At 64.0% G+C, this 16,909-nt stretch carries 20 protein-coding genes; 13 read left to right on the top strand and 7 right to left on the bottom strand.

All coding sequences use genetic code 11. From position 1 onward, the window contains the following. Positions 1 to 263: 263 nt before the first annotated feature. From nifB to draG, 5 genes are all read left to right on the top strand, one after another. Positions 264 to 1,751, top strand: a complete 1,488-nt coding sequence (gene nifB / locus EP379_RS09850; RefSeq protein WP_127477644.1) for a nitrogenase cofactor biosynthesis protein NifB — start codon at positions 264 to 266, stop codon at positions 1,749 to 1,751. Positions 1,752 to 1,769: 18 nt separating this feature from the next. Further along, positions 1,770 to 2,030, top strand: a complete 261-nt coding sequence (locus EP379_RS09845; RefSeq protein WP_127477643.1) for a 4Fe-4S dicluster domain-containing protein — start codon at positions 1,770 to 1,772, stop codon at positions 2,028 to 2,030. Positions 2,031 to 2,160: 130 nt separating this feature from the next. After that, positions 2,161 to 2,568 (top strand): ArsC/Spx/MgsR family protein, encoded by a 408-nt coding sequence (locus tag EP379_RS09840; protein WP_127477642.1) that lies wholly within the window; start codon positions 2,161 to 2,163, stop codon positions 2,566 to 2,568. Positions 2,569 to 2,622: 54 nt separating this feature from the next. Next, the gene (locus EP379_RS09835) at positions 2,623 to 3,201 is read left to right on the top strand and encodes a nitrogen fixation protein NifQ (RefSeq protein ID WP_127477641.1); all 579 of its coding nucleotides are present in this window, start codon (positions 2,623 to 2,625) and stop codon (positions 3,199 to 3,201) included. Further along, on the top strand, positions 3,198 to 4,112 hold the full coding sequence (gene draG, locus EP379_RS09830; protein WP_127477640.1) for an ADP-ribosyl-[dinitrogen reductase] hydrolase: 915 nt from the start codon (positions 3,198 to 3,200) through the stop codon (positions 4,110 to 4,112). The genes EP379_RS09835 and draG overlap by 4 nt, the downstream gene beginning before the upstream one ends. Positions 4,113 to 4,204: 92 nt before the next feature. Here the strand turns inward: draG and EP379_RS09825 are convergent, their stop codons facing one another. The 4 genes from EP379_RS09825 to EP379_RS09810 all read right to left on the bottom strand — a co-directional run bounded on the left by EP379_RS09825 (position 4,205) and on the right by EP379_RS09810 (position 7,671). Then, positions 4,205 to 5,470 carry a sensor domain-containing phosphodiesterase gene (locus EP379_RS09825; RefSeq protein WP_172600436.1) on the bottom strand — a complete coding sequence of 422 codons (1,266 nt, stop codon included), beginning with the start codon at positions 5,468 to 5,470 and terminating at the stop codon, positions 4,205 to 4,207. Between the two features lie 40 nt (positions 5,471 to 5,510). Then, positions 5,511 to 5,738 (bottom strand): DUF1289 domain-containing protein, encoded by a 228-nt coding sequence (locus tag EP379_RS09820; protein ID WP_127477638.1) that lies wholly within the window; start codon positions 5,736 to 5,738, stop codon positions 5,511 to 5,513. 92 nt (positions 5,739 to 5,830) lie between these two features. Next, the gene (locus EP379_RS09815) at positions 5,831 to 6,688 is read right to left on the bottom strand and encodes an SIR2 family protein (protein WP_127477637.1); all 858 of its coding nucleotides are present in this window, start codon (positions 6,686 to 6,688) and stop codon (positions 5,831 to 5,833) included. A 143-nt stretch (positions 6,689 to 6,831) separates the two neighbouring features. Beyond that, a complete protein-coding gene (locus EP379_RS09810) occupies positions 6,832 to 7,671 on the bottom strand; it encodes an NAD(+)--dinitrogen-reductase ADP-D-ribosyltransferase (RefSeq protein ID WP_127477636.1) in 840 nt (279 codons plus the stop codon). A gap of 166 nt (positions 7,672 to 7,837) precedes the next feature. Between EP379_RS09810 and nifH the strand changes: the two genes are divergently transcribed. From nifH to EP379_RS16520, 8 genes are all read left to right on the top strand, one after another. Continuing rightward, positions 7,838 to 8,719: a nitrogenase iron protein gene (nifH, locus tag EP379_RS09805; protein ID WP_127477635.1), complete on the top strand. Its 882-nt coding sequence runs from the start codon at positions 7,838 to 7,840 to the stop codon at positions 8,717 to 8,719. Between the two features lie 131 nt (positions 8,720 to 8,850). Further along, a complete protein-coding gene (gene nifD / locus EP379_RS09800; protein ID WP_127477634.1) occupies positions 8,851 to 10,323 on the top strand; it encodes a nitrogenase molybdenum-iron protein alpha chain in 1,473 nt (490 codons plus the stop codon). Between the two features lie 147 nt (positions 10,324 to 10,470). Beyond that, positions 10,471 to 12,042: a nitrogenase molybdenum-iron protein subunit beta gene (gene nifK / locus EP379_RS09795; RefSeq protein WP_127477633.1), complete on the top strand. Its 1,572-nt coding sequence runs from the start codon at positions 10,471 to 10,473 to the stop codon at positions 12,040 to 12,042. A gap of 54 nt (positions 12,043 to 12,096) precedes the next feature. Further along, entirely contained in the window at positions 12,097 to 12,306 is a 210-nt protein-coding gene (gene nifT / locus EP379_RS09790; RefSeq protein ID WP_127477632.1) for a putative nitrogen fixation protein NifT, read from the top strand. A 44-nt stretch (positions 12,307 to 12,350) separates the two neighbouring features. Then, a complete protein-coding gene (locus tag EP379_RS09785) occupies positions 12,351 to 12,551 on the top strand; it encodes a 4Fe-4S binding protein (protein WP_127477631.1) in 201 nt (66 codons plus the stop codon). 4 nt (positions 12,552 to 12,555) lie between these two features. Further along, the gene (locus EP379_RS09780) at positions 12,556 to 13,269 is read left to right on the top strand and encodes a dinitrogenase iron-molybdenum cofactor biosynthesis protein (RefSeq protein WP_127477630.1); all 714 of its coding nucleotides are present in this window, start codon (positions 12,556 to 12,558) and stop codon (positions 13,267 to 13,269) included. Continuing rightward, entirely contained in the window at positions 13,269 to 13,541 is a 273-nt protein-coding gene (locus EP379_RS09775; RefSeq protein WP_127477629.1) for a DUF6129 family protein, read from the top strand. Before EP379_RS09780 ends, EP379_RS09775 begins: the two co-directional genes overlap by 1 nt. Positions 13,542 to 13,567: 26 nt before the next feature. After that, positions 13,568 to 13,999: a hypothetical protein gene (locus EP379_RS16520; RefSeq protein WP_197722769.1), complete on the top strand. Its 432-nt coding sequence runs from the start codon at positions 13,568 to 13,570 to the stop codon at positions 13,997 to 13,999. A gap of 402 nt (positions 14,000 to 14,401) precedes the next feature. On the opposite strand, the gene EP379_RS09765 is transcribed toward EP379_RS16520, so the two are convergent. From EP379_RS09765 to EP379_RS09755, 3 genes are all read right to left on the bottom strand, one after another. Further along, positions 14,402 to 14,863, bottom strand: coding sequence for a CBS domain-containing protein (locus tag EP379_RS09765; RefSeq protein WP_127477628.1), 462 nt, complete (start codon positions 14,861 to 14,863; stop codon positions 14,402 to 14,404). Between the two features lie 376 nt (positions 14,864 to 15,239). Then, positions 15,240 to 15,845 carry a transcriptional repressor LexA gene (lexA, locus tag EP379_RS09760; RefSeq protein ID WP_127477627.1) on the bottom strand — a complete coding sequence of 202 codons (606 nt, stop codon included), beginning with the start codon at positions 15,843 to 15,845 and terminating at the stop codon, positions 15,240 to 15,242. 64 nt (positions 15,846 to 15,909) lie between these two features. Continuing rightward, positions 15,910 to 16,878, bottom strand: a complete 969-nt coding sequence (locus EP379_RS09755) for a YbgA family protein (protein WP_127477626.1) — start codon at positions 16,876 to 16,878, stop codon at positions 15,910 to 15,912. Between the last annotated feature and the right edge of the window lie 31 nt (positions 16,879 to 16,909).

Genomic DNA, 16,909 nt, shown 5'->3' with positions numbered 1-16,909 from the left:
CAGCGCGCGCAGCGCACCATCCCATGCGCCCCCTCCCGGCCTCCCCCATGTTCATGGGGGAGGAGTAGTAAACCCCTCCCGGCTTCCCCCGCATCCGCGGGGTAGGGGCGTAATGTCACATCCCCTCCAACACCCCGCCCGATCCGCGTAGCCTTCCCCACAAACGGCCCCGTTGGATTAGTTATATCGAAGAATATTCAATGGTTTAGTGTTCAGGCACGGCCCTTGCACTGCCCTAGGCAAAGACCAACGGGAGCTATGCGATGGCCACGACCACCCCTATCGAAATCGGCAAGCAGAGCGGTTGCAGCGCATCATCCTGCGGCAGCACGGCGGATCAGATGTCGCACCTGCCCGCGCATATCCGCGAGCGGGTGTTCAACCATCCCTGTTATTCCGAGCAGGCGCATCATCACTTTGCGCGCATGCATGTGGCGGTGGCGCCGGCGTGCAACATCCAGTGCAACTACTGCAACCGCAAGTACGACTGTGCCAACGAGTCGCGTCCCGGCGTGGTGTCGGAGGTGCTGCATCCGGAGCAGGCGGTGAAGAAGGTGCTGGCGGTGGCGGCGGCGATTCCGCAGATGACGGTGGTCGGCATTGCCGGTCCCGGCGATCCGCTGGCCAATCCCGAGCGCACCTTCGCCACCTTCCGCGGCATCGCCGAGTATGCGCCGGACATCAAGCTGTGCGTGTCCACCAACGGTCTGTCGCTGCCGCAGCACATCGACGAGCTGTCGCGCCACAACATCGACCACGTCACCATCACCATCAATACCCTGGACGAGGAGATCGGCGCCGAGATCTACCCGTGGGTGTTCTGGAATCACAAGCGCGTGCGCGGCCGCGCCGCGGCGCGCATCCTCATAGAGCAGCAGCAGCGCGGCCTGGAGATGCTCACCGAGCGCGGCGTGCTGGTGAAGGTGAACTCGGTGATGATCCCCGGCGTCAATGATGCTCACCTGAAGGAGGTGAGCCGCGTGGTGAAGTCCAAAGGCGCCTTCCTGCACAACGTCATGCCGCTCATCGCCGAGCCCGAGCACGGCACCTACTACGGCATCATGGAGCAGCGCTCCCCCAGCGCACAGGAATTGCAGGCACTGCAGGATGCCTGTGCCGGCGACATGAACATGATGCGTCATTGTCGCCAGTGCCGCGCCGATGCGGTCGGCCTGCTGGGCGAGGATCGCGGCGCCGAGTTCACCCTGGACAAGATCGAGGCGATGGAATTCGACTATGAGGAAATCCGTGCCCGCCGTGCGGCGGTGCAGGCGTCCATCGCCGCGGAGATGAACAAGCCCAAGGTGCAGGTGGCGACGGTGTCGTTGGCCTCGCTCAGGCGGCGTGCCGCGGCGATGCCGCCGGTGCTGATGGCGGTGGCGAGCAACGGCGGCAATGTGGTCAATCAGCACTTCGGTCATGCCACCGAGTTCCTGGTCTACGAGGCCTCCGCCAATGGCGTGCGCTTTGTCGGCACGCGCCGCACCGATCAGTACTGCGTCGGGTCCGACCACTGTGACGAGGGCGAGGACACGCTGGCGCGCACCATCAGCGCGCTGGAGGGCTGCCGTGCCGTGCTGTGTGCCCGCATCGGCATCACGCCATGGGAGGCGCTGGAGGCGGCCGGCATCAAGCCGGACAGCGACCATGCCATGGAGCCCATCGAGGAGGCGGTGGCAGCGCTGTATGCGGCCATGGCCGAGGCGGGCGAACTGACGGCGGCACCGGCCGCCGGCGCCAGCGTCGCCTGAACCGGAAGGAGAAACATCATGGCACTGAAGATCGTTGCCGCCTGTGTCAATTGCTGGGCCTGCGAGCCGCTCTGTCCGTCGCAGGCGATTTCCGCCGCGGTGCCGCATTTCGTCATCGACGCCAAGAAATGTACCGAGTGTGACGGCGATTATGCCGATGCCCAGTGTGCCAGTATCTGCCCCATCGAGTGTGCCATCGTCGATGCCGCCGGTGTGCCGCTCAATCCGCCGGGCTCGCTGACCAATATCCCGCCGGAACGCCTGGCGGCTCTGGGGTGACCATCATGTGGCTGCGGATGCTGAAATTGTGTTTCCCGCTGGCAGGTCATGGCGCATTCGGCCATCTGCCGCAACGGGTGCGCGTGCGCCACAGCGCGTTGTTGCACTACAGCACCAGGCGCTGACGACCATGCGCGTGCTGTTTTACGAAAAGCCCGGCTGCGTCAATAACACGCGGCAGAAGGCCCTCCTGCTGGCCGCCGGACTGGAGGTGGAGGCTCGCAACCTGCTGGCCGAGGCATGGACGGCACCATTCTTGCGCAGCTTCTTCGGCATGCGACCGGTGGCGGAGTGGTTCAACCGCAGCGCGCCGGCTGTCACGGCCGGCGACGTCGACCCCGCCGGATTGAACGAGCATCAGGCTCTGGCGCTGATGCTGGCCGATCCGCTGCTCATCCGCCGCCCGCTGCTGGATGTGGATGGCTGGCGCTCGGTGGGGTTCGAGGCGGCGGATGTGATGGCGCTGCTGGGTATTGATCTGAATGCGGCGCAGGCGGATGAATCCTGTCCGCGTCGTGATGGGCACCGCTGCGATTGATGTAGTGGCGGCCGGCTGCACGCCGGCCGGATACCGGTGAAGGAGACAGTCACGATGGCGCTGACGATGAAAGAGGCGATGACGCTGGATGTGCGCGACCTGTATGGCGAACTGAAGAGCCAGGCGGCCGGTCTTGGCAACGACGAGCCGCTGGCTCGCATGCTGGCGAGCCAGCGCGCCGGTATCGGCGCCATGCCGTTGTGTCTCGGCCTGTCGCACAAACAGTTCACCGCCATGATGCGGCTGCACTTTCCCGGCGCGGTGGCGGAACACTGGATGGGCGGCGCCGAGATCGATCTGGCGCGCGCGCCGGAGCTCGCGGAATTGCGCACGCTGTTTCTGGCCCATTGCCCAAAGGTTGCGCCGGAGAAGGAATGGATGGCAGAGATTCTTGCCGCCGGATGCCTCGGCAGCGATCACCTGTGGCAGGACCTCGGCCTGTGGTCGCGCCAGGACCTCTCCGGGCTGATCGAGCACAACTTCCCGGCGCTGAAGGCGAAGAACGATCGCGACATGAAGTGGAAGCGCTTCTTCTACAAGCAGCTGTGCGTGCAGGAGGGGGTCTATACCTGCCGCTCGCCGTCGTGCGAGGTGTGTGACGACTACGTGCGCTGCTTCGGGCCGGAGGAGTGAACGAGGCGGTCGAAGAGCGCGCCGTTGCCGCCTATCTGGGCCTTGCCATCGGCGATGCCCTCGGCGCCACGGTGGAGTTCATGACGCCGCGGGAGATTCGTGCCGAATACGGCGTGCACGACACCATCCGCGGCGGTGGCTGGCTCAAGCTGAAAAGCGGCGAGGTGACCGACGATACCACCATGGCCCTGGCGCTGGGGCAGTCGATCCTGGAGCAGGGGCGTGTGGAGGCGCTTGCCGTGGCACGCGCGTTTGATGGCTGGATGCGCGCCAAGCCGGTGGATATCGGCAACACGGTGCGGCGCGGCATCCTGCGCTTCCGCCAGACGGGCGAGGCCTGCACGCCCCCCAATGAACACGATGCCGGCAATGGCGCCTGCATGCGCACCCTGCCGGTGGCCCTGGCCACAGTGCACAGTGATCGTAACGCGGTGCGCGCGGCCGCGCTGGCGCAGGCGCACGTCACCCACAACCATCCCTTGTCCGATGCCGCCACCGTGTGCGTCATCGAGATGGTGCAGGCCTTTCTTGTCGGACGCAGTCGCGCCGAGGTGATGCACGAGCAGGTGTATCCCCTGATCGAGCAATATCCCCCCTTCCGCTTTCGCGGCGGCAAGCCGCGCGAAAACCCCTCCGGCTACGTGGTCGATACCCTGCAGACCGTGTTCCAGTGTTTCTTCGATACCGACAGCTTCGCCGACTGCGTGGTGGAAACGGTGAACCGTGGCGGCGATGCGGATACCACCGGGGCCATCGCCGGCATGCTGGCCGGCGCCTGCTTCGGACTGGAAGCGATCCCGGCACCGTGGGTGCGGGCGCTCAATCCCGCGGTGCGTGAGGCGTGCGAACGGCAGGCGCGGGCGCTGATCCGCCTCGGTGACCGGAGCGTAACGAAGCACGGTCCTCCGTAGGATGGGCAAAGCGCAGCGTGCCCATCAGACGCACACCGACATCTATGATGGGCACGCTGTGCTTTGTCCATCCTACGCAGGGAACGAATCAGTCACGGATAGCGAATATCGCAGCACACCACGTGCAGGGCGCCGTCGCGGCGCATAGCGATGGACAGCGTCACGTTCATGGCGGCGTCGGTAATGGAGAAGTAGGGGCGGGTGATCTGCAGTGCGCCGGGCTCGGCCAGGGCGGCGCGGAAATAGGGCCGGCCGCTCCAGTCGCTGCCGGTGGTGGAGCGCAGCGGCGCATAGCGCGGGTGCAGGGTGTGTTCGGCGCCCGGCGGTGTGACGTTGCTGCCGATCTGTATGCCGTCGCCATCCAGCACGTAGCAGCGCAGCACCTCATGCGTGCCGACAAGGTGGGCGGCGGCGAGGGCCAGCGCCGCACCGGCGCCGTAGTCGGCGCTGCAGCGCTGAAAGGCATCGATGATCGGTTGCAGCATGGCGTTGCGGCGGCTGGTTTCCTGGTGCAGATCATCGCGCGCCCTGCGGCTGAGGCGGTCGAAGGCAGCGGTGGCCAGTGTGCTGATGTGCTGTGCTGCGGCCGGACGGGCGAAGAAATAGCCCTGGGCGAAATCGGCGCCGGCCTCCAGCGCCAGCAAGGCCTCGGTTTCGTCCTCGATCCCCTCCAGCACCACCATGCAACCGGCCTCGTGCAGCAGGGACACCAGGTTGGGCAGCATGCGCCGGGCCGTCGGGGTGTGCCGCGCCTGCTGCAGCAGCCCGCGATCCAGTTTGACCATGTCCGGTGCCAGGCGCAGGATGCGGTCGAAATTGGAATGGCCGGCGCCGAAATCGTCGATGGCGACCGGGCAGCCCAGCTCCTTGTAGTAATTCACCGAATCGGCCAGCAGGCCTTCGTCGGTGATCTCGTTTTCCAGTATTTCCACCACCACCTGGGCCGGCGCCAGCTGGTGGCGGCGCAGCAGTTCGGAGAAGAACGGACCATAGCGCGTTCCCTCCACCACCACGCGGGGATTGATGTTGAGAAACAGCCAGTGTTCGCGGCTGGCCAGCGGCTGGTAGTTGTGGGCGTGCAGGAGGCGGCAGGTGCGGTCGAGGTGGACGGTGCCCTCGTCGGTGGCCGCGCTGCGGAATACCTGCAGCGGCGATACCGCCATGCCCGTTTCGTCGCTGGCGCGCAGCAGGGCCTCATAGCCGACGGGACGGCGGTGGGCCAGGCCGAAGATCGGCTGAAAGGCGCTGCTCAGCCGGTAGTTCCTGAATTGTGCCGTGGCACAGGTACCCTGGTACTGCACGTTGTCATGCAACAGCTGGCCGAGCAGGGAGGGTGGCCCTGATGCGCGGCGGCACACGGGGGGAGGCGACGAGTCCGGCATGTCAGGGACGGTAAATTCACAGGGGGCGTTCATTCCGGGTGGCATTGACTTTCTTGCTCACCTTGGCGGTGAGGTAGTTGAGGAAATCGTCCAGGTTGTCGTAGTCCATTTCGAGCGCAAAGGCCGCGACGATGTCGGTGAGCTGACGCAGGCGGGCGATCTCGTCATGGGAGCGGCCACAGGCGCGGCAGTGGACGCCATCCTCGGTGCAGGCGGTGCGGTTGACGCAGGTGGTGAATTGCATGGCCTTCAGTTTCCAATCTTCTTTTGTTGGAGCCCACGTCGTGGGTGAAAACGGTGCCTGTCCCGAGCCCGTTCGCCGAGAGGACTCGGCTCCTACAAGGCGGCGGACTGCTCCTGGTTCGGAAGCACGCCATCCAGCAGGGCGCTGTAATCGGCGTCGATAATCTCGATGCCGAGGTTGGCGCAGAAGCGCCGCTCCTTCGGTGTGGCGTCCGGGAGCAGCGCCCAGCCGGCCGGCTGCGCCGCGTTGCAGACGATGTTGGACATCACCATGCGTTCGGTATCGCGCGTCAGGCGCAGGCCGAGCAGCAGGTAGCGCAGACCTTGGCGCCGCTGCTTGAGGAAGGAGGGGATGGCGAAGCCTCCCATCAGCTTGGTGATGTAGTCCACATAGTCGGCATCGGCGGCGATATAGCTTGGTTCGGGGTGCGGGCAACCCATGGGCTTGAACAGTACCGGCAGCGCGGTGTCTGCTTCGTCCTGCGTCACTGTGTGATAGCTCGCGCCGTCCCACTGGTAGATGCGGAAGCGGAAGCCGCCGGCCATGCGCGCGATGCCCTGTATCAGCAGGTGCGGCGTGTCCTTGTAGCTGTCCTGCAGCTGGGTGTCGCGGTTGATGTCTATCACGTAGCGCGGTTTGACGGCTGCCAGCCAGTCGTGCAGCGGCGCGCGACTCCAGGCGGTGTCGGCGTAGGTCTTGCTGAGGAAGCGGTTGACGAAGCTGCGCCCCTTCTTCAGTTCCAGATTCATGGCGGCGCGCGGAAATTCATACATCAGCTTGGGCGCCATCGGCCGGCCGCCGTTCATCGCCAGGATCAGCGACTCGCTGTCGGCGGGGATGGGGGTGCCGGCGGCGTCGACGGCACCGCGCAGCGCGGCGGGGCCGAGGTAGGCGGCGATGCTGCCGTCACGCAGGCCGGCACTCAGTTCATCAATGGTCGGAAGGGTCATGGGTCGCTCCGTGCATGCTTGTCGGGAGTAAGCATTGCAATTAGCGGGCCTACCTCTGATGCAACTGTTTTGGCTGGATTTTTTCCATGGCAGTCACGGAGGATGCACCACAATGTAGCGTTTGCTACAGAGGTGTGCCGTGTTCAGGTGCTGGTGCGCACCTGATACACGCCGCCGATGACGATGTACTCGTCCTCGCCCCGGAGGCGGCCGGGCAGCAGGCGGCTGTAGGCCAGGATCTTGGGCAGCGGCACCTCGGCCTCGAGGATGCGATCGCCGAATTCGTCGGCGCGTTCGCGCTGGTCGGTGAAGGAGTTGGCGTTGTTGAGCAGCACCACCGACTGCCGCTCCCCGGCCGCCAGCAGATCGTGCTGGTCGAGGCGGTTGACGCCACGGTACAGGCGCAGATGGCTGTGGCCCGGATGCTGCCGCGCCAGTTCGTACTGGCAATACGCGTACAGCAGGTCGAGCTGCGCCTCCAGGGCATTGGTGTTGTACAGCCCCTGCGCGCGCGCCTCCATGTAGGCATGGTAGGCATCGTCGCCGGCGTCGCGGATCGGCGCGCCGTGGTAGCGCGGCAGCAGGCCGAAGCGCGATTCCACCCAGCCCTTCAGTACCGCCGCCTCCCGTCCGTCCGCATCGAATGACCAGCCGCGCAGCACGCGCAGATAGTCCGCCTTGTCGCGGCGCACGCGCGCCTTGCGATCCAGTCCGGCCTCCTCCGGTGCATCGAGCAGGAAGTGGGCGGCGAGATAGTCCATGAACAGATGGGCGCGATGCTCGGCGCGCTCCAGTGGCGCCAGCAGGCGGAACAGTTCACGGTGCAGCTCGGCGACACCGTCGATGTGCAGCGCGGTGGGATGTTGCTGGAAGGTGAGGCTGCCGAGGATCACGGCGGGCAGATTGCAGCGGTTGATGGGCAGGCGCGCGCAGGCCGGCAGCGTGGTCGACTGGTCTGTTGCAGATGCTTTGTCGCTAACCATACAGCCGCTATGCCTTTGTCGCATATGACACTGCCGCGCACAGCGTGTCGTGAGTAAAAAACTTCAACGTTTACAGTGTGATGAAGTGTGTTGTTGTTGTTGGCACGGGCGTTGCTGATACCTGTTCGACAGCAGTATCCGTGTCCCAACGCAAGGAGAACATACCATGGCACTACGTCAATGCGCGATTTACGGCAAGGGCGGTATCGGCAAGTCCACCACTACCCAGAACCTGGTGGCCGCCCTCGCCGAGGCCGGCAAGAAGGTGATGATTGTCGGCTGCGATCCCAAGGCCGACTCCACCCGTCTGATTCTGCACTCCAAGGCGCAGACCACCGTCATGCACCTGGCCGCCGAGGCCGGTTCGGTCGAAGACCTGGAGCTGGAAGATGTACTGTCCGTCGGTTACGGCGGTGTGAAGTGCGTCGAGTCCGGCGGCCCGGAGCCCGGCGTTGGTTGTGCCGGTCGTGGTGTCATCACCGCCATCAACTTCCTGGAAGAGGAAGGCGCCTATGACGAAGACCTCGACTTCGTGTTCTACGACGTGCTGGGTGACGTGGTGTGCGGTGGTTTCGCCATGCCGATTCGTGAGAACAAGGCGCAGGAAATCTACATCGTCGTGTCCGGTGAGATGATGGCCATGTTCGCCGCCAACAACATCGCCAAGGGCATCGTAAAGTACGCCAATTCCGGCGGTGTGCGCCTGGCCGGCCTGATCTGCAACTCGCGCAACACCGACCGTGAGGACGAGCTCATCGAGGCGCTGGCCGCCAAGCTCGGCACGCAGATGATCCACTTCGTGCCGCGCGACAACGTCGTGCAGCACGCCGAGATCCGCCGTATGACGGTCATCGAGTACAACCCGAAGGCCGGTCAGGCTGACGAGTATCGTGCCTTGGCGCGCAAGGTCATGGACAACAAGAAGTTCGTTATCCCGACCCCGCTTACCATGGACGAGCTGGAGGCCCTGCTGATGGAGTTCGGCATCATGGAAGCCGAGGACGAGTCCATCGTCGGCAAGACTGCCGAAGAACTGGCCACTGCCTGATGAAAGACGCGCCGCGAAGGGCGCGAAGTTGCGCTGCCTATGACGTGCCGTGACTTGCGTTCCTTCGCGAACTTTGCGGTTAAACATTCTTTTACTTCGTCCGCCGGATTGGGCGGCGAGAGGAGAAAACCATGACGACGATGACTCGTGAAGAGACCGAAGCCCTCATTGCCGAGGTACTCGAGGTCTACCCGGCCGAGGCCAAGGAGGATCGTGCCAAGCATTTGATGGCCAATGATCCCACGATAGACAAGGCCGGTAAGTGCATTACCTCCAACCGCAAGTCACTGCCCGGCGTGATGACCATCCGCGGCTGCGCCTACGCCGGCTCCAAGGGCGTGGTGTGGGGTCCGATCAAGGACATGATCCACATCTCCCACGGCCCGGTGGGCTGCGGCCAGTACTCCCGTGCCGGCCGCCGCAATTACTACGTCGGCACCACCGGCATCAATACCTTCGGCACCATGAACTTCACCTCGGATTTCCAGGAGAAGGACATCGTGTTCGGCGGTGACAAGAAGCTGGCCAAGCTGATTGAGGAAGTGGAAACCCTGTTCCCGCTCAACAAGGGCATCTCCGTGCAGTCCGAGTGCCCCATCGGCCTTATCGGTGACGACATCGAGGCCGTTGCCAAGAAGGCCTCCGCCGCCATCAGCAAGCCGGTGGTGCCGGTGCGCTGCGAGGGTTTCCGCGGCGTGTCGCAGTCCCTCGGTCACCACATCGCCAACGACGCCATCCGCGACCATATGCTGGAAGGCGTCGAGAAGAAGGAAGGCGGTCCCTACGACGTATCCATCATCGGCGACTACAACATCGGCGGCGACGCCTGGTCTTCCCGCATCCTGCTGGAGGAAATGGGCCTCAACGTCGTGGCGCAGTGGTCCGGTGACGGCACGGTGGAAGAGATGAAGGCCTGCCCGCAGGTCAAGCTCAATCTGCTGCACTGCTACCGCTCAATGAACTACATCTCCCGCTTCATGGAAGAGAAGTACGGCATCCCATGGATGGAGTACAACTTCTTCGGCCCCACCAAGATTGCGGAGTCGCTGCGCGCCATCGCCGCCCACTTCGACGACAAGATCAAGGAAGGCGCCGAGAAGGTTATCGCCAAGTATCAGCCGCTGATGCAGGCCGTACTGGACAAGTACAAGCCGCGTCTGGAAGGAAAGAAGGTGATGCTGTACGTCGGCGGCCTGCGCCCGCGTCATGTCATCGGCGCCTACGAAGACCTCGGCATGGAAGTGGTCGGCACGGGCTATGAATTCGCCCACAACGACGACTACGACCGCACCGTGAAGGAAATGGGCAACGCCACGCTGATCTATGACGACGTCACCGGCTACGAGTTCGAGGAGTTCGTCAAGAAGCTCAAGCCCGATCTGATCGGTTCCGGCATCAAGGAAAAGTACATCTTCCAGAAGATGGGCATCCCCTTCCGCCAGATGCACAGCTGGGACTACTCGGGGCCATACCACGGCTATGACGGTTTCGCCATCTTCGCCCGCGACATGGACATGGCCATCAACAGCCCGACCTGGAGCAAGATGAAGGCTCCCTGGCTGGCTGGCGCTGTGGCCCCCGCTGCGAAGGCGGTCAACGAGTAATCAAAGAAGCGAAACGCAAAGGCGCCAAGTACGCAAAGGGCGCAAAGGTTTGAAGGCTGTTATGCGGGTTTCTTTGCGCTCTTTGCGTTGAACTCTTTATCCAATTGGCCGTAGTCCACGGATGAGTGGCGCGGCAGGAGAAATGACATGAGCCAGTCTGCTGAAAAAGTGATGCCTTGCTATCCCTTGTTCCGCGAGCCGGAATACAAGGAGACCCTCGCCAACAAGAAGGCGAAGTACGAAAACGTCGTGCCGCAGGCCAAAATCGACGAAGTGTTCCAGTGGACCACCACCAAGGAATATCAGGACCTCAACTTCCAGCGTGAGGCCCTGACCGTCGACCCGGCCAAGGCCTGCCAGCCTTTGGGCGCCGTGCTGTGCGCGCTGGGTTACGAGAAGACCCTGCCCTACGTGCACGGCTCGCAGGGCTGCGTGGCCTACTTCCGCAGCTACTTCAACCGCCACTTCAAGGAGCCGGTTGCCTGCGTGTCCGACTCCATGACCGAAGACGCGGCGGTGTTCGGCGGCCAGAAGAACATGTTCGCCGGCCTGGAGAACGCCAAGGCGCTGTACCAGCCGGACATGATCGCCGTGTCCACCACCTGCATGGCCGAGGTTATCGGTGACGACCTCAACGCCTTCATCGGCAACGCCAAGAAGGCCGGTCACATCCCGACCGAGTTCCCGATCCCGTTTGCCCATACCCCCTCCTTCGTCGGCAGCCACACCACCGGCTGGGACAACATGGAGGAGGGTATCCTGCGCTATTTCACGCTGAACAGCATGGAGGGCAAGGCGCCGGGCAAGAACGGCAAGATCAATTTCGTGCCGGGTTTCGAGACCTATCTGGGCAACTACCGCGTGATCAAGCGCATGATGGCCGAGATGGGCGTCGACGCCACCCTACTGTCCGATCCGACCGAGGTACTGGACACACCGGCCGACGGTGAATTCCGCATGTACGCCGGTGGTACCACCCAGGACGCGATCAAGGATGCGCCCAACGCCATCACCACCGTGTTGCTGCAGCCGTCGCAGTTGGAGAAGACCCGCAAGTACGTCGAAACCACCTGGAATCACGAGGTGCCCAAGCTGAATATCCCCATGGGCCTTGCCTGGACCGACGAATTCCTGATGAAGATCTCCGAGCTGACCGGCAAGGCCATCCCGGCCTCGCTGACCCTGGAGCGCGGCCGCCTGGTGGACATGATGACCGACAGCTACGCCTGGCTGCATGGCAAGAAGTTTGCCCTGTACGGTGATCCGGACTTCCTCATGGGCCTGACGAAGTTCCTGCTGGAGCTGGGTGCCGAGCCGACCGATATCGTCTGTCACAACGGTTCGAAGAAGTGGGCCAAGGCGATGAAGAAGATGCTGGATGAGTCGCCGTACGGCAAGGAGACCGAGGTACACATCGGCAAAGACCTGTGGCACCTGCGCTCGCTGTGCTTCACCAACAAGCCGGATTTCCTCATCGGCAACAGCTACGGCAAGTTCATCCAGCGCGACACGCTGTACAAGGGCAAGGAATTCGAGGTGCCGCTGATTCGCCTCGGCTTCCCGATCTTCGATCGTCACCACCTGCACCGCATGACCACCCTGGGCTACGAGGGGGCCATGTACATCCTCACCACCCTGGTCAACGCCGTGTTGGAACGCCTCGACGAAGAGACCATGGGCATGGGCACCACCGACTACAACTTCGACCTGGTGCGTTAACCTGGAACGGGGGCCGGGCTTCGGTCCGGCCCTCCAACCCAATGGAGAGCATCCATGCCCAGCGTGATGATTCGACAGACGGCAGACGGCAAGCTGTCCTGTTATGTCGCGAAGAAGGATCTGGAAGAAACCATCGAGACGATGGAGTTCGCAGCGTCCGACAAATGGGGCGGCGAGGTAAAGCTGACCGACGGCTCGCTGTTCTACATCGATCCGATGCCGGCACCCAGGCTGCCGATCACCGTGCGCGCGAAAAAACTGTAGGGTGCCGTCGTTGCGCACCCTCATGACCATTCGGAGATACGATCATGGCCTTGTATATCGTTAAAGAAGAGTGCACCTCCTGCGGTGATTGCGAACCGGTTTGCCCGACGCAGTCCATCGTCAAGAAGAAGGGCTTGTACGCCATCAACGCCGACACCTGCACGGAGTGCGAAGGCGACTTCGACGATCCGCAGTGCGTCGATGTCTGCCCCATCGACAACTGCATCCTGCCGCTGGAGGCGTAAGTCGATGAGCGCGCCGGGGCTGTCCCGCGAGGCTGCGCTGCGTATCGGTCTGGCGGCACGGATGCTGCCGGATACCGACGCTGCCCAACTGATGAAGGTGCTGGTGGCTGCACTGGGAATGCCTGTTACCGAGGACAAACTGGCGCAGCTGACGGTGCGTACCCTGCGCGCGGCAGACGACGGCCGCTTCGGCAATGTCTCGATGCCGGCGCTGAAGGGCGCGCTGGATTATCTCTGGGGCAAGGCCGGTGTCGATGTCGATGATCCGGACCTGCCCAGGCCGCTGCCGTATCGGGACGGCGACATGCCGGGTTCGATCCGCGTCGCGCTGGCCTCCAACAGCGGTGAGAATCTGGACGGTCACTACGGTAGCTGCCTCCGTTTCCTGGTGTATCAGGTAACGCCGGACGAGGCGCGGCTGGTGGATGTGCGCCGGGCCAACACCGACGGTGTCGGCGTCGACAAGAACGCCTCGCGCGCCGAGCAGCTGCGTGATTGCCAGTTGCTCTGCGTGGTGTCGATCGGCGGCCCGGCGGCGGCCAAGGTGGTGAAGGCCGGGGTGCATCCGATCAAGTATCCGCACGGCGGCGTGGCCCGGGAAATTATCGCCGACCTGCAACAGGTTCTGGCCGGATCGCCGCCGCCCTGGCTGGCGCGCATCATGGGCAAGAACGCCGGCCTCGGGCGCTTCGTATTGACCGAGGAAGAGGCCGGCTAGTGGGACTGCAACCGGAGCGACTTGCCGCCATCGCCGCTGCCGTGGATGACGCCACGGCGCCGGACCTGGCGGCACGCCTGCATGCGCAATTTCCCGACCTGCATGTCACGGTGTGCGCCGATGACGACATCATCGGTGCACGGCCGGTGCTGGAACGGGAGGGCTTCAATCTGTATCTGGTCGACGGCGGCGGTCATTGCCTCGGTCTGACCAGCGATCCTGCCGCTGCCAGTGGGGTGGTGGTGGCCTGGGTCGAGGCGGAGGAAGGGTAACGGAAAGTAATAACAAGGAGGATCACATGGTGCCCATCGACATGTCGCTGGATGCGCGCATGATGCTCACGCGCATGAGCCTGATCTATCAGCGCGAACAGGGCAAGCGGGCGAAGCTGAGCCGCGACGAGGATATCGTTGCCATCATCAACTTCGCGCTGCATTCGCTGAATCAGGAGTATCGTCGCTACTACGACGCCTTCGTCGGCCTGCTGACGGCGAACGAGATCCGCGAGCTGGTGGCGCAGGGCGCGCATATCTATCGCGGGGCGATGGTGCCGGATCAGGCGGAGGCACCGCCTGCCGAGCTGACGGCCGCCACGCGTACTTATCGCGGAGTGGTGCAGGAGGCGCCGGCCACTCCGGCGGCTCCGGCTGCGGCCGCGCCGCCGGAGGCCGCGCCGGCGACCCCCGCCAGGCCGAAGCGGGTATATCGCGGCCGCGTCATCGAGGATTGAGGCCTCGGGTGGCGACGGAACCGTCCGGCAAGCCGGCTTCAATCCGGCTTCGAGTTCATGGCGTATGCCGCTATATAAGCACATATATGGCGGTCGGCGGGGTCTGATATGGCACGGCAATCTGCTCCTCGGTTACGTATCCTTTTTGGCCCCGATGTAGCCCTGGGAGCGGGCAAGGCTGTTCTGCTGGATGCGCTGGTGCGTAGCGGCTCCATTTCTGCGCCGGCACACGAAATGGGCATGTCATACCGGCGGGTGTGGTTGCTGGTAGACACCATGAACCGTTGTTTCCGTCGCCGTGGTGCACGGCGCCGTTGCCGAGGCGGGCGGCGCGCGCTGTGAAAACAAAACCGCCGCTGCGGTTGCCCGGAGCGGCGGTGCGGGATGGCGGTGAACGAGTGTTTATTCCGGTGTGCAGCGCATCTTGGCGATGCTGGAGTGGAATATCGCTTTGTGGATGTCGCCCAGGCTGAGCATGCCGATCAGCTTGTCGCCTTCGGCGACCGGGATGCGGCGGAAACGGTTGCGCACCATCACGGCGGCGGCGCGCAGGGCATGCATGTCGGGGGAGACGGTGATGACGTTGCGGGCCATCAGATCGGCGGCCTTCAGTTTGACCAGGTCGCGGTACTGGCCCTGCATGTCGTCCAGCTTCATGGCGGCGGTGCCTTCCATGAATTCCTCGATGGAGGGAAACAGGCGATCCAGCACGTCCTTCTCGGCAACGAAACCGACCAGTTTGCCGTCGTCCACCACCGGCAGACCGCTGAAGCGGTACAGGCACATCAGCGAGGAGACTTCCAGCATGCTCGTCTCCGGATCAACGGTACGCACGGTGCGGCTCATGACATCTTTTACCAGCATGTTTTCTCCCTCCAGTTATCAAAGACCCAGCGTTGCAGTGGGCATGTATCCGAGTTTGCACAGGCGCGAATGGAAGGCGCAACGAGCTTTTGTGTATGGGGTTATAAAAAGACTGATGCGGGATACAGGGGGAGAATGGTCTGTTGGATTGAGTCAATAAGGTGTCAGCACAGGTGCGCTGCCGGCAGGGAGGATAGTTTTCGGACGTGTAGGCCGGTTTGTCCCGGCTTGACCGGCTGAAGCCGGCCCTGCGGTGCAGCGCGCCCCACCCTGCGGGGGGAATTCGTTCCCCGGAGGGGGGGGCCGCAGCACGATTCAGGCGTGTGTTGCCGCTGTGTAGTCCGCCGCGCCGGGCGCGGCAGGATTTTCCGCAGGTTCACAGCGGCCCGCCGTTGCGGATGATGCCGACGGCAATGCCCTCGATGGCGAAATCGTCCTGTTTCAGATCGGCCTCGATGGGGTCGAAGTCGGGGTTTTCGGCGCTGAGGGTGACCTTGTTGCCGCGGCGGCGGTAGCGCTTCACCGTCACCTCGTCGTTGATGCGTGCCACCACGATCTGCCCGTTGCGCGCCTCGGGGGTGCGGTGCACGGCGAGCAGGTCGCCGTCGAGGATGCCGATGTCCATCATGCTGAGACCACGCACGCGCAACAGGTAGTCGGCGTGGGGGCTGAACATGCGCGGGTCGATGCGCAGGTGATCGTCGATGTGCTGTTCGGCCAGGATCGGCGTACCGGCGGCGACGCGTCCCACCACCGGCAGCCCGTCAACCGTCTCCTTGAGGCGGATGCCGCGCGAGGCGCCGGGCACCATGTCGATCACGCCCTTGCGGGCGAGGGCGCGCAGGTGCTGCTCGGCGGCATTGGGCGAGCTGAAGCCGAAGGCCTCGGCGATCTCCGCGCGGGTGGGCGGCATGCCGGTTGCTTTCACGGTCTGGCGGATGAGTTCCAGGATCTCGGCCTGGCGGGGGGTAAGGTCGTGCATGGTCGTGCCTCACGGTCGGATGCTGTGATTATATACAGCTTGCGACCTGGATGCGCGCCCGGCGTCAGATATGGTTGCGCAACATCAGCTCGCGCGGGTGCGGGGCGAGGTAGACCTGCTGCGCCACGTAGTCATTGGGATGGCGGCGGAAGTGGTGGTTGAGCAGGGTGACGGGGACGATGAGCGGCACCTCGCCCAGGCGGTAGGCCTCGATGATCTCCAGCAGTTCGGCCTTGTCGGCGCTGTCGAGCTGCTTTTTCAGGTAGCCCATCAGGTGTTGCAGGACGTTGGTGTGGCGCTTGCGCGTGGCGGGGCGGGCCAGGGCGGCCATGAAGCCGTGGATGTATTCCTGCGCCAGTGCCTTGATGTCGGTGCTGCCGGCAGCGGCCACCAGGCGGCCGAGGGCGCGGTAGTATTCGGCGCCGTGGCTCATCAGCACCAGCTTGTGGCGGGAATGGAACTCCACCAGTCGCGCCGGGGTGAGGCCCTGCGCCGCCATCTGTTGCCAGCGGTGGTAGCAGAATACGCGCTCGATGAAGTTCTCGCGCAGCACCGGGTCGCCGAGGCGGCCTTCCTCTTCCACCGGCAGGAGCGGGCGGCCCGCCATCAGTTCGCGCGCGAACAGGCCGCGACCGAGTTTCGGTATGCCCTTGTCCTGGTAGACCTTGACCCGTTCCATGCCGCAGGAGGGTGATTTGCTCTTCAGCAGGTAGCCGGCCAGGGGCGGCAGCTCCTGCGCCATGCGCCGGCCGTAATCCTCCAAGGCGGCGGTGACGTCGCGGCTCGGGTCGAGCACGCCCACCGCGCGCGGCCGGGCCGGGTCGCCCACCAGGCGCAGGGTCGGGCGCGGCACCCCCAGGCCGATGGCCACCTCGGGGCAGACCGGCACGAAGTCGAAGTACTGGCCCAGGGTGTCGCGGATGTAGGTGTCGAGCTTGTGGTTGGCGTCGAAGCGCACCTTCTCGCCCAGCAGGCAGGCGCTTATTCCAATACGGATCGCAGGTGTTTCGGGTGATTTTTTGATATTTGTCATTGGCGACCCCACCTACAGGCGTTAACGTAGC

This window comes from Sulfurivermis fontis, assembly GCF_004001245.1.
Classification (GTDB): Bacteria; Pseudomonadota; Gammaproteobacteria; order Thiohalomonadales; family Thiohalomonadaceae; genus Sulfurivermis; species Sulfurivermis fontis.
The sequence above is the reverse complement of the archived record's forward strand: the minus strand, read 5'-3'. Positions and strand labels throughout refer to the sequence as shown.